10 protein-coding genes are annotated in these 12,102 nt (G+C 70.7%); 3 read left to right on the top strand and 7 right to left on the bottom strand.

The genetic code is table 11. The features are described 5' to 3' along the window. Positions 1 to 353: 353 nt before the first annotated feature. Positions 354 to 1,583: an amidohydrolase family protein gene (locus tag ABZ497_RS01660; RefSeq protein WP_359802727.1), complete on the bottom strand. Its 1,230-nt coding sequence runs from the start codon at positions 1,581 to 1,583 to the stop codon at positions 354 to 356. A gap of 97 nt (positions 1,584 to 1,680) precedes the next feature. Between ABZ497_RS01660 and ABZ497_RS01655 the strand changes: the two genes are divergently transcribed. The 3 genes from ABZ497_RS01655 (at position 1,681) to ABZ497_RS01645 (ending at position 4,076) form a co-directional block, all read left to right on the top strand. After that, positions 1,681 to 2,145 (top strand): MarR family winged helix-turn-helix transcriptional regulator, encoded by a 465-nt coding sequence (locus ABZ497_RS01655; RefSeq protein WP_359802726.1) that lies wholly within the window; start codon positions 1,681 to 1,683, stop codon positions 2,143 to 2,145. A 426-nt stretch (positions 2,146 to 2,571) separates the two neighbouring features. Continuing rightward, entirely contained in the window at positions 2,572 to 3,438 is an 867-nt protein-coding gene (locus ABZ497_RS01650; protein ID WP_359802723.1) for an SGNH/GDSL hydrolase family protein, read from the top strand. Between the two features lie 170 nt (positions 3,439 to 3,608). After that, positions 3,609 to 4,076 carry a DNA starvation/stationary phase protection protein gene (locus ABZ497_RS01645; protein WP_359802721.1) on the top strand — a complete coding sequence of 156 codons (468 nt, stop codon included), beginning with the start codon at positions 3,609 to 3,611 and terminating at the stop codon, positions 4,074 to 4,076. A 295-nt stretch (positions 4,077 to 4,371) separates the two neighbouring features. On the opposite strand, the gene ABZ497_RS01640 is transcribed toward ABZ497_RS01645, so the two are convergent. The 6 genes from ABZ497_RS01640 to ABZ497_RS01615 form a co-directional block, all read right to left on the bottom strand. Then, entirely contained in the window at positions 4,372 to 5,205 is an 834-nt protein-coding gene (locus ABZ497_RS01640; RefSeq protein WP_359802719.1) for an alpha/beta hydrolase, read from the bottom strand. A gap of 71 nt (positions 5,206 to 5,276) precedes the next feature. After that, positions 5,277 to 6,107: an alpha/beta hydrolase gene (locus tag ABZ497_RS01635; RefSeq protein ID WP_359802717.1), complete on the bottom strand. Its 831-nt coding sequence runs from the start codon at positions 6,105 to 6,107 to the stop codon at positions 5,277 to 5,279. A 334-nt stretch (positions 6,108 to 6,441) separates the two neighbouring features. Next, positions 6,442 to 7,590, bottom strand: a complete 1,149-nt coding sequence (locus tag ABZ497_RS01630; RefSeq protein ID WP_359802714.1) for a serine hydrolase domain-containing protein — start codon at positions 7,588 to 7,590, stop codon at positions 6,442 to 6,444. 110 nt (positions 7,591 to 7,700) lie between these two features. Then, entirely contained in the window at positions 7,701 to 8,273 is a 573-nt protein-coding gene (locus ABZ497_RS01625) for a sigma-70 family RNA polymerase sigma factor (RefSeq protein ID WP_359802712.1), read from the bottom strand. A 112-nt stretch (positions 8,274 to 8,385) separates the two neighbouring features. Then, entirely contained in the window at positions 8,386 to 9,219 is an 834-nt protein-coding gene (locus ABZ497_RS01620; protein ID WP_359802710.1) for an alpha/beta hydrolase, read from the bottom strand. Positions 9,220 to 9,322: 103 nt separating this feature from the next. Beyond that, positions 9,323 to 12,073 (bottom strand): AAA family ATPase, encoded by a 2,751-nt coding sequence (locus tag ABZ497_RS01615; protein WP_359802707.1) that lies wholly within the window; start codon positions 12,071 to 12,073, stop codon positions 9,323 to 9,325. Positions 12,074 to 12,102: the final 29 nt, after the last annotated feature.

Here is a 12,102-nt window from a genome sequence, read left to right as displayed (position 1 = left end):
AGGAAGATCATTTCACAACTAGTGCACACGCGGCGGTGATGATGACGAGATGCGCCGAGAAGCGCTGAAAGGAGACCGCGAGGTCGAGCTGGCGGCTCGCGGCGTGGAGCTACCCGCTGTAGGCGGCTCCTGTCTCGTTGATCGGATGGTGTCGACAGTAGGTTCGGAAGAGGAGCCGCTCGCGGGTGATCACGTCAGGGTGAAAGCCCTCCCGGCTCGCTCCGAAGCCATGGTGCACGTCTCGATGACCCGCCGACTCACCGGCGAATCAACCCCGGCCTGGCGTGGAACATGAGCCCCAGGCCCAGGGATGAGACGACCAGTCATGGCGCGGTCCTGGATCAGGTGAGGGTTCAGGCCGCCAGGCGGGTGCCGCGGCGCCACACGGCGCGGGTGTTGAGGGTGTCGGAGATGGTGACGGTGGGATCGCCGTCGACCAGGAGCAGGTCGGCGCGCAGGCCCTCGGCAATCCGGCCGCGGTCGGAGAGGTGGAAACGGCGGGCGGTCGTGGCGGTGGCCGCGCGCAGCGCTGCCGCGGGGGACAGGCCGGCTGCCACGAGGCGCTGCAACTCCTGGTGGACGCTGGCGCCGTGGGCCAGGCCGCCGAGGAACGGCATGGGCTGGGAAGCGTCCGTGCCCACCAGCAAGTCAACCCCCGCGTCGGCGAGGGCCTTGACGCTGTCCAGAACGTGCTGGAGCTTGCCCTGGGGGTAGTGGCCGAAGCAGGAGCGCAAGGTGGCGTCCCAGTCGGTGTCCAGGCGGGAGGCCACACGCGGGTCGTCGGCCAGCTGGTCGCCGGTGATGCCCATCATGGAGGCGTTCAGCACGATGCAGGGCACGACGAACGCTCCGGCGCCCTTGATCATGGTGACGATCTCGTCGGTCGCCGGTTCGACGAACAGGTGCACCAGACCGTCGATCCCGGCCTCGATGGCCATGCGGGTGGCGTCGAGGGTCAGGACGTGGGCGACGGTCAGCGCGCCGTGCTTCTTGGCCGCGGTCACCCCGGCGTTCAAGGTGGCCTGGTCGAGCATGGGCAGGCCCGGGTGCCCCTCGACACTGCCGTCGTCGATCATGAACTTGATGTAGTCGGAGCCGTGCGCGATCAGCTGCGGGATGGAGGCCGCCGCTGCCTCGGGGCTGGTTGCGTCGGGGCGGTAGGGCGGCTCGCCCCGGTGACCGCCGCCCGGGCCACTGGCCTTGCCCGGGTGGAAGCCCTCGGGGAACAGCTCGCTCGGGTGCCCGCCGGGCGGGGTCAGCGCGAAGCCGGACGAACGCACGTCGGCCACCGAGTCGTCCTCGCTGATCGATGCGCGCCGCTCGCGGGTGTTCGTTCCCTGCATCTCCAATTCGGTGGTGACACCGAACTTCAGGGCCAGCGCGAGGGAGGCGCGGTCAGTGTGGACATGTGCGTCGATCAGCCCCGGCAGCAGCGTCGCCCCGGTTCCGTCGACGATCCGGGCCCCGTCCGGGGCGTCGCCGCCGACCTGGACAATCCGGCCTCCTTCGATCACGACGGTGGTGACGCCGAGGGGCTTCTCCCCGTCGAAGACCTGTGCGCCGGTGATGGCGGTAGTACTCATGATCGTGCCTCGCTTCGGTGGACCAATCCAGCAATCAATACCTTAAGTAATATACATGCGTTTCGTATGTCCATCTGGAGTGTCGTAGATTATGGGTGTGACCAGCCAAGGGCAGCCAGTACCCGACGACGACGACGCGCTCCTCGATGACGTGGGGCCGGCACTGTCCCGGCTGCGCAGGCGCGTGGGCTCCGGACGTGGAGACCTGACCCGCAACATCGTCCTGAACGTTGTCGGCGACGCGGCAGGCCAGATCACGGTGGGGGGCGTTGCCGAGGAAATGGGCGTCGCTCAGCCGGTCGCCAGCCGTGCCGTCGCCGCGTGCATAGCGGAGGGCCTGCTCCGCCGCGTCGCCTATCAGCAGGACGGGCGCAGCAGCCTGCTCGAACTCACCGACGCGGGGGAGTCGGCGCGCAAGGCCTATGCCACTGAGCAGCGTCGCGCCTTCGAGGAGATCACCGCGCACTGGGACAGTGCGGACCGCCTGCAGTTCGCGCGCTTCCTCACCCGCTACGGTCGGGAAGCGAGGCTCTGGACAGCCCGCTCCAAGTCGGAAGGTTGAGCCGACCGCTCGCTGAAGGCCAGAGACACCCTCGACCGTCGAGCCGACCTGGCCGCCCTCCGTTGCGATCAGCCTGTAGGTGCGGAACGCACCCACAGCTACATCCGGCACGTCTACGAAGCTCTCGACGCCCCGACCTGAGGTCGGCCCGTCCCCGTCCGTCGGAACGCCTGCATCGCAGGACGGGCGACGACGAGAACCCGTGTCGGCACAGGCCGCCGGCGCGGCCGGGAGGCGAAGCCGTCCACCACCACTCTCCGTGCCAGAGCCGCGTTACAGCCGCTGCCGACAGAGGTGAACCAGCGCGCCCCCGCCACCGTAATGCGGTGAGAAGCGTGTCCGGGCGGACCGCACCGGCCACGCACGGCAATCCGACATTCATGGAGAAACATGGCTCGAATCACAAGGCCGCGAAGCAGCAGGGCCGTGCTGGGGATCGTGATGCCCCTCGCCCTGTTCTCCCTGGCAGAGCCGGCAGCGGCGGACACCCCTGTCAGCGCGGCGGTGCAGATACAGCAGACGACCGGAGGTGAATACGTTGCCATGGGCGACTCCTACGCGTCCGGGGCGGGGATGCCCCTGGTCAACGACGCCTACTGCGACCGCACCGGCTACAGCTACCCGACGTTCGCCAAGGCGTTCACCGGCGGCGCGGTGTTCAAGGACGTCACGTGCAGTGGCGCCACCACGCGGCACGTCTGGAACTACCAGGGTGCCAAGCCGCCACAGGCCAACGCCGTCACCCCGGCCACCAAGGTGGTCACGCTGACCCTGGGTGGCAACGATGTCGGCTTCACCTCGATTCTCACCACGTGCGTACTCGTCGCGTCCTCGAACCCTGCCGGCAGCCCGTGCAAGGACCACTACAACGCGGGCGGCACCGATGTGGTGAGCGAACGCATCAACATCATGGAGGGTCGTATCCGCGACGTCATCACCGACGTCAAGCGACGCGCGCCGGGCGCCAGGGTGCTGGTGGTCGGCTATCCGTCCATCCTGCCTGACAGCGGTGCCGGTTGCGCGGAAGTACCTTTCGCCAAGGGCGACTTCGTTTGGCTGCGGGACATGGCCAAGAAGCTCAACCGGGCCCTGGAGCGGCGCGGGGTGGGTGGCGGCGCGGGCGTGTCCTACGTCGACACCTACACCTCCACCATCGCTCACGACATGTGTGCACCGCGGGAGGCGCGGTGGATCGAGTCGCTGACCCCTGCGCCGAGCACCATGGCGGCACATCCGAACCTGACGGGCCAGCTCGCCATGGGCCTGGCCGTCGCCGCGGAACTGGAGAAGTAGTGACGCCGGCCGACGCGGCGGGCCTCGTCGTTGACGGCCGCCCCGCCGGCCCCCCGCGCCCGCGGCGGCGCCGACCACGGCGCTTGCAGGAAAAGGCTGCTGGCCGACCGTCACAGGTTCAACCTCAAGGACAGAACATGACTACCTCAGTGTCTCCCGACCACAGGCGCGTGAACGCGGCTGTCGCCGCGCGTTTCACCGCCTCAACGACGCTCGCCGCGGCGCTGCAAGCGATCCTGGCCGACCTCGTCGAACTGCACCTCCAGGGGAAACAGGCGCACTGGAACCTGGTCGGCCCCGGCTTTCGGGACCTGCACCTGCACCTCGACCAGGTCGTCGACGACGCTCGTGAGGCCGGCGACACCATCGCGGAGCGGATGCGTGCCCTGGGAGCCGTACCCGACGGCCGCTCGGACACCGTCGCGACCACCACTACGCTGCCGGCCTTCCCCGGCGGGGAGCACCCGACCTCAGCCGTCGTCGCCCTGATCACCGACCGCCTGTACGCCGTCACGGACACCGTGCGCACCCTGCACGACGGGATCGACGCAGAGGACCCGACCACGGCCGATCTCCTCCATGCGGTCATCAGCACCTTGGAGAAGCACGCCTGGATGATGGGCGCTGCCAGCCGCTGACCCGCCTCGGGCGACCGCTCCCGGAAGGGGGCCAGGCACACAGTGCCTGGCCCCCTTCCGCGTGCCCGCACCACAGACATCTGCGCGGGCGTGGGGAACGCGCCCGCGCAGATGCAGGGCGGTGGCGTGGCGACGGCCGCGGCCGGAGCCCGGGTGGGCCTGCCCACGGCATGTCGGTCGCCGTCCGCTGTGTCTTCGGCGATCGGCGACCGTCACAGAGCCGTTGATCGGGCGCTCTCCGGAAACGCCGCGGGCCCGCTCCGCCGTGAGGAGGCGGAGCGGGCCCACGGTGCGGTTACTTGGCCAGGAAGGCGAGGAGGGCGTCGGTGACCTCCTGGGCGTGGGTCCACAGCAGGCCGTGCGGGGCGCCGTCCACGACGACGTAGTCAGCCTTCGGAAGGGCCTGGTGGAAGAGCTCGCCGGTGGCCTCGATGGGCAGGATGCGGTCGGCGGTGCCGTGCAGGATCAGCGCGGGGACGTCGATCTTGGCGATGTCGGTGCGGAAGTCGGTGGTCCAGGTCGCTACGCACGCCAGGGAGGCGTACCAGGAGGCGCCGGCGGCGACGTTCCAGCTGTTGCGGACGGCCTCCTCGCTGATGCGGGTGCCGAGGTTCTCGTCGAGGTTGTAGAAGTCCTGGTAGAAGGCGGTGAAGTAGGCGTAGCGGTCGGCGGTGACGGCCTGCTCGATGCCGCTGAAGACGGTGCCGTCGACGCCGCCGGGGTTGTCGTCGGTCTTGAGCAGGAACGGCTCGAGCGAGGCGAGGAAGGCGGCCTTGGCGATGCGCGCCGAGCCGTAGGTGCCGAGGTAGCGGCCGACTTCGCCGGTGCCCATGGAGAAGCCGACGAGGACGGCGTCGGTGAGGTCGAGGGTGGTCAGGACGGTGTCGAGGTCGGCGGCGAAGGTGTCGTAGTCGTAGCCGGTGGTGGGCTGGCTGGAGCGGCCGAAGCCGCGCCGGTCGTAGGTGATGACGCGGTAGCCGGCCTTGAGCAGGGCGGCGGACTGCTTCTCCCAGGAGTGGCCGTCGAGCGGGTAGCCGTGGATGAGCACGACCGGCTGCCCGGTGCCGTGGTCCTCGTAGTACAGCTCGATGTCGGTGGAGTTCTCCTGGCCGACGGTGATGAACGCCATGGTGATTATTGCCTTCCGGTAATGGTGGGTGCTGGGGTGGTGGATGGTGCAGGTCGCCGGCCGGACTCCGGTCAGCGAACGGCCCGGGCCGCGTCCTCCACGATGCGCGTGACGGCATCGGGGCGCGAGACGGACACCGCGTGGGAGGCGTCGATCTCGGTGGTTCGGGCGTGCGCCCGCTCCGACATGAACCGCTGGGCGGCCACGGGGATGTTGAGGTCCTGGGTGGTGACGAGGGACCAGGACGGAATGGTCTTCCAGGCGGCCAGGGTGGAGTTCTCCTCCAGAGCGGCGGCGGCGACCGGGCGCTGCCCGGCGGCCATCAGCCGGGCCTTGGCGGCCGGCACGTCCGCGGCGAACTGGTGGCGGAACTTGTCGGCCTTGATGTAGATATCCGTGCCCTGGCTGCCGTCCGGCAGCGTGTAGTTCACCGGTTCGACCGCGTCGCCGAGGGTGCTGCCGGGGAACTTGTTGGTCAGCCCGATCGAGCTCTCACCGGTGTCGGGCAAGAATGCCGCGATGTAGACCAGCGCCTTCACCTTGCCCTCCAGGCCCGCGGCGGCCTGGCTGATGACGGTGCCGCCGTAGGAGTGGCCGACCAGGACCACGGGCCCGTCGATGTGGTCGACGACGCTGCGCAGGTAGGCGGCATCGGTCGCCGGACCGCGCAGCGGGTTGGCCACGGCCACCACCGGGTAGCCCGCACGCTGCAGTCGCGTGACGACACCGTCCCAGCTCGCGGCATCGGCGAACGCCCCGTGCTCCAGCACGATCGTCGGTCGTTCCGGGCGGAGGGGTGCCGCACCGGCCGCACCGGGCAGGGTGACGGCGGCCAGGGCCAACCCCACGGCCGATGTGACACCGAGCAGGGCGGATCGGCGGTTGAGAAGGGTGGTGCGCATGCGTGAACGTCCTTGTTTCCTCGGCCGTCGGCCCTGACCGGGCCCGGCGAAATGGGGCGGTGCGTTCGAGAGACGAAGCACCGATTTCCTTGACAGGAAAATGAGTTGGCGTGTTCGGTCCGCGCCGGCTGGCGGGCGCGGACCGGAGAGTGGCGAGTGGTGCGTCGCCGCGACAAGAAGGGCGGCTGTCCGGCTGCGGCCCCGCTCGGGCGCCATCGACCCCGGCCGGCGGGGTGGGGTGTCCTACGTCCTGTCCTACGACGGAAGGAGAGGCTCGGTTCACCCCGAGAACGGCGCCGTACCGTCGCAGGCGGCGAATGCGGTGCGGCGGCTCTCAGGCTGTGCAGGCCAGGGCTTCGTAGACCCGCCTCAGGTAGCTGTGAGTGCGTTCCGAACCGAGGAGGCCGTCGCCCAGCCGGTTCATCGTGTACGCGAACGTGACGCGCCGGTCGAGGTCCATCACGACGATCGACCCGCCCCGGCCGACCCAGAAGCAGACCCTCCCACCGGGCATGTGCGGTATCGTCCGCGCGTCGGCCAGCGCGAAGCCCAGGCCCCAGCGCAGGGGGACGCCCAGGAACAGGTCGACTCCGTCGGACTGCACGTCGAGGACCTTGTCGACCGTGTCCGCGGAGAGGAGCCGGCGGCCGTTCACCCGGCCGCGTCGTGAGATCACGGAGAGGGCGCGGGCCATGCCCCGTGCGTTGCCGTGCCCGTTGACGGCTCCGAGTTCGGCACGGCGCCACTGCGGGGTGTCGACGTGCTCGTCCCGGGCGGGGCTGCCGAGCAGCGTCTTCGCGAAAACGCCATCCGGGTCCAGGCCGGCGGGTATCCCGGAGAGCGGTGAGGGGGTCACCAGTTCGGCGATGCGCGGCCAGTCGACCTGCCGCGCACCGATCTGGACGTCGGCCTGGGACGGCTCGGCGATCTCCGTGTCGACGAAGGCGCTCAGGGTCCGGCCGCTGACCCGCCGGACGAGCTCTCCTATCAGCTGCCCCTGCGTCTGCACGTGGTAGCCCGAGGCACTGCCCGGCTCCCACCAGGGCGCCTGCGCGGCCAGCCTGGCGCTCGCGGTGGGCCAGTCGTACAGGTCGTCCACGGTGAAGGGCTGCTCCCAGCCCGAGAGCCCCGAGGTGTGGGCCAGGACGTGCCGCACCTCGATGTCCTGCTTGCCCTGTGCGGCGAACTCGGGCCAGTAGTGCGCGACCGGGCGGTGAAGGTCCAGCGCGCCCCGGTCGACGAGGACGAGGGCTGCCAGACTGCTGAGGGTCTTGGTGGTCGACCACAGGTTGACCAGCGTGTCCCGGTGCCACGCAACGGTCCTCGCTGTGTCGGTGTACCCACCCCACAGGTCGACTTCCATCACTCCGTCCACGTCGACGGCGATCGATGCCCCCAGCTCCTCGCCGGACTCCAGGTGCGCTGCCAGCGCCGCTCGGACCGGTTCGAACCGGTCCGTGTTCTTTCCTTCTACCGTGACCAAGACACTTCCTCACTCGTGACTACGACCGTTCCCTCGCACCACGGCGGGGACTTGACACTGGTTCACGCCGCGCCGCGAACGGACGACGCCGCGCTGCGGGCGCTGCCCGACTACGACGACCCTCGAATTCCCTGCTTCTCCAGTGCTCTGCGCAACGCCCGCACGGCGTAGAAGGCGCGGCTCTTGACGGTGCCCGGGGGGATGCCGAGGTGCTCGGCGGCCTGGTTGACGCTGCACTCCAGGTAGTACATGAGGCGTATGACGGTCTGTTGTTGCTCGTTCAGCTCGCCCAGGGCCTGCACCACCACGTGGGAGTTGATCGTCGAGGTCGTGCTGTCGAACGAGGCGTCCAGCGCCTCGACGGGCACGAGCTCCAGCGGCCTAGTCCGGCGAGCCCGGTGATGGTCGATGACGAGGTTCCTGACCACGGTGAACAACCACGGTCTGAGGCGTTCGTTGCTGCCGCCCAGGAACCCGGCGTGCTTCCAGGCGCGGGTGGCGGTCTCCTGGAGGATGTCCTCGCCCTTGTGCCAGTCACCGTCCAGCAGGCGCGTGGCGTAGCGGACGAGCAGCGGGCCGTACTGGTCGTAGATGTCCCTGGTGAAGGCGTCGCAGTCCATGTCGGATGCGGGGTTCCGGGCGTCCGACCGGGCCGGGGCGGGGTCAGTGGTTTCGGGTTCCATGAGCCCGTTCATGAGAGGCGCCCAATCCTGTTCGAGTCTTCCGTGGCGTGCTCGGTCGCATGTGCGCAGAACAGCCGCACACGTGCTTCCCGCGATGGGGAACGCCGGCTTCTCAGGAGGCGAGGAAGTCGATCAGGGCGGCGTTGACCTCGGCCGCATGGGTGAGCAGCAGCCCGTGCGGAGCGCCGTCGATCTCGACGTACCGCGCGTCGGGCAGGCGGCGGCGGAACTCGCGGGCCGTGGCGTCGATCGGCAGGATGCGGTCGGCGGTCCCGTGCAGGATCAGCGACGGCACGTCGATGCGCTCCACGTCGGCCCGGAAGTCCGTCAGCCACGTCGGGACGCACGCGTACGCCGCCATGGGCGCCGAGCCGACGGCGGTGGCCCAGTTCGCCCGTACCGCGGCCTCGCTGAGCCGCGTCCCGAGCGTCTCGTCGGAGTTGAAGAAGTCGACGAAGAAGCTTTCGTACCAGGCGTAGCGGTCGGCCCGTGCTTGTTCCGCGATGCCGTCGAAGATGCTCTGCGGTACACCGGCGGGGTTGTCCGGCGTCTGCAACAGGAACGGCTGGAGCGAACCGAGGAAAGCCGCCTTCGCCACCCGCTGCGAGCCGTAGGCGCCGAGGTAGCGGGCGACCTCGCCCGAGCCCATCGAGAACCCGACGAGCACCACGTCACGCAGGTCCAACTGCGTCAGTACGGCGTCCAGGTCGGCGGCGAAGGTGTCGTAGTCGTAGCCCGTCATGGTCCTGCTCGACCGGCCGAAGCCGCGGCGGTCGTAGGTGATGACGCGGTAGCCGGCCTTGACGAGCGCATCGGTCTGCTTCTCCCACGACTGCCCGTCCAACGGGTAACCGTGAATCAGGACGACCGGCTGCCCCGACCCGTGGTCCTCGTAGTAGAGCTCGATGTCGGTCGAGCCCTCGGCGCCGACGGTGACGGTACCCATGGTGTGCCTTCCCGCCCGTCCGCCGTGTGCGGGCCGGGCATGGCACAAACCTAGGAAACGAGCAGGTCGGACCGCGTCCGTCAGGCTACGTCTTCGGCGTACGTCATGATGCTGCGCCTTCGGGGTACGTCATCGTGCCACCCAGCACCGCGGCGAGCTCGCCGCGGGACGCCACCCCCAGCTTGGGGAACATCCGCTGGAGATGGGTGCTCACCGTCCGGGGCGAGACGTACAACCGCTCGCCGATCTCCCGGTTCGTCAGGCCCTGCGCGGCGAGCTGGGCAACGTGCAACTCGGTCGAGGTCAGCCGGTCGACCGCGGCCGGATCCTGACGAGGGGACGACGTCCCCGCGGCGCGCAGCTCCTGCCGTGCCCGCTCCGCCCACGCCGACGCGCCGAGGGCGTCGAAGATCTCGCGCGCGGCCTGCAGGACGACGCGGGACTCTGCGGGCCGCCGGTGACGCCGCAGCCACGCGCCCAGGGCCAGGCGCGCCCGCGCCCGCTCGAACGGCCAGTCGGTGGGGACGGCGTCGAGGGCCGCCCTGTAGAGCGGCTCGGCGTCATCCTGCGGGCTCAGCAGGGCCTGACCCATGCGCAACCCGCAGAGCAGGGCGGGCGAAGGAGTCGTTTCCCCGAGCGGGGTCAGCTCCTGCATGACGTCGCGTGCCGCCTCCGCGGATTCGCTGCGCACAGCCGCCTCTACCAACTCCGCGACCGCGTAGAAGCGAAGCCAGGGGTGAAAGGCGGGGTCAGCCGGGTCGAAGACCCGGTGCAGGTGGCCGAACGCGTCGCCGTAACGGCCCTCGCAGAGCGCAGCCTGCCCGCGGGCCGTCTGCAGGATGGCCAGCACCGGGCGCCCTCCGCTGGGCAGGGCCGCGCGCTCGGCCTGCGCCGCCCACGCCTGCGCCGCCGGGTCACCGCTGACGGCGGCCAGCTGCGCACGGATGGCGTTCACCATCGCGTGCACGAGGGGCTGACCGGTCTCCAGGGCCAGTGACGCGGCCTCCTCCGCAGCGAGGAGACCGGCGCGCACGTCACCCAGCCGTGCGGCGCTCCCCGCCTGGACGCAGAGGGCGCGGGCCAGCATGGACAGCCTGCCCTGCGCCCGTAGGGCGTCCAGCGATCTCGCCGCCAACCGGTTCGCCAGGGCGGGCGCGCCCACCGTCACGGCGGCGGCGCCCAGGAGCTGGTCCCCCTCCGCGTTCTCGGACGCGCGCCGCAGCTGACCCGCCAGTCCTTCCATGACCGCCCCTCCCCGGTCGACCGGCGCCGAGTACGCCCGCAGGGCGACCAGGTCGGCGTCGTCTGCGTCCACGGGCATCCGGTCGGCGGCGGCGGCGACGCGCTCGCGGGCGGCCGGTCCCGGCTCGCCCCAGAAGCACTGCAGGACCGCGCTCCACAGCATGCGCAGCCCCAGTGTCGACTCGCCTCCGGCGGCGATCTCGACCGCCAGCTCGGCCAGTTCGGCGGTCGCGACGCCCTCGCCTCGCGTTCCCTCGGCCAGCGCGATGCTGACCCAGGCCGCGCGGCCTCGGTCTCGGACGGAAAGGTCCAGGTAGCGTGCCTGGGCCAGCAGGTGCGCCGCGACGGCCCCTTGGCCCGACTCCAAGGCGAGTTCCGCCGCCCGGAGCAGCCGGTCCGCCCGCGCGGACGGGTCCTTCGTCAGCTCCGCCGCCCGCCTCAGCGCGGCGAGGGCAGCGGCGACACCGCCGCGCCGCAGGGCTCTGTCGGCCGTGGAGTCCAGCTCCCGTGCCACCCGTTCGTCGAAACCGGCGGTGGCGGCGGCTCGGTGCCACGCCTGCCGGTCGGGCTGACCGTGGAGCGCGGCGGCCAGAGCGGCGTGTGCGGCCTGTCGTTCCGCGGCGGTGGCGGCGTGGTACATCGCCGAGCGGATGAGCGGGTGCCTGAGGGCCAGCCCCTGGGCCTCTACCAGACCGGCGTCGACCGCTGCGTCGAAGGCGGTGACGCCGACCGCCGTCCCGAGCATCCGGGCCGCCGCGGCGAGGCATTCGTCCATCGTTCCGTCGCCGTTGAGGGCCGCAAGGAGCAGCACCGCGCGGGTGTCGGCCGGAAGGCAGGAGATCCGCGCCGCGAAGGTCCGCTCCAGCCGCGCGGTCAGCGGCAGCGGACCCGGGTTGAGCGCGTAAGCCCCACCGATCGACTGCAGCGCGACCGGCAGCTCGGTCAGCGCCAGCGGGTTCCCGGCGGACTCTTCCAGCAGCCGCCGTCTGACCTGCTGTCCCAGGCCGGGGGCCACCGCGTCCAGCACCTCGCCCGACACCTCGTCCGTCAGCGGACCCAGGTGTATCACGGGCAGGCCGGCGCTGCTGAGACGGTCGTCCAGGCTCCGGGTGACGGCGACCAGGACGAGGGGGTCGGACTCGATCCGCCGCGCCACGAACCCGAGCACGTCGAGGCTGGCACGGTCCATCCAGTGGGCGTCCTCGAGGACCACCAGGAGCGGCGCCTTCGCTGCCGCGTCCGTCAGCAGGGTCAGCGCGGCCAGGCCGACGAGGTACAGATCGGGGACGGCCTCGTCGACGAGCCCGACGGCCGCGAGCAGCGCAGTGCGCTGGCGCGCCGGCAAGTCGTCGATCCTGTCCCGTAGTTGGTGGACCAGCTGGTGCAGGCCGGCACAGGGCAGGTTCTCCTCGGACTGGACCCCCACCGCAGTGATCACCTGGGTCCCGCCGCGCGCCGCCGCGGCCGCGGCCTCGGCGACCAGCGCCGACTTGCCGATCCCCGGCGCGCCGACGATCACCGTCGCGCCACCCGAGCCGCTGGCCCCCTGCTCGATCAGGGCAGCCAGCGCGCGACGCTCCGCCTCCCGACCCAGCAGCGCCCGCCGTTGCATGTCTCACTCCGTCTCTCTGTGCCGTCCCA

It is taken from the genome of Kitasatospora sp. NPDC005751 (assembly GCF_040630835.1).
Classification (GTDB): domain Bacteria; phylum Actinomycetota; class Actinomycetes; order Streptomycetales; family Streptomycetaceae; genus Kitasatospora.
The sequence above is the reverse complement of the archived record's forward strand: the minus strand, read 5'-3'. Positions and strand labels throughout refer to the sequence as shown.

Coding starts and splice junctions, on each gene's coding strand:
- ABZ497_RS01660 (WP_359802727.1), bottom strand. CDS start 1,583: ATGAGTACTACCGCCATCACCGGCGCACAGGTCTTCGACGGGGAGAAG.
- ABZ497_RS01640 (WP_359802719.1), bottom strand. CDS start 5,205: ATGGCGTTCATCACCGTCGGCCAGGAGAACTCCACCGACATCGAGCTG.
- ABZ497_RS01635 (WP_359802717.1), bottom strand. CDS start 6,107: ATGCGCACCACCCTTCTCAACCGCCGATCCGCCCTGCTCGGTGTCACA.
- ABZ497_RS01625 (WP_359802712.1), bottom strand. CDS start 8,273: ATGGAACCCGAAACCACTGACCCCGCCCCGGCCCGGTCGGACGCCCGG.
- ABZ497_RS01620 (WP_359802710.1), bottom strand. CDS start 9,219: ATGGGTACCGTCACCGTCGGCGCCGAGGGCTCGACCGACATCGAGCTC.
- ABZ497_RS01615 (WP_359802707.1), bottom strand. CDS start 12,073: ATGCAACGGCGGGCGCTGCTGGGTCGGGAGGCGGAGCGTCGCGCGCTG.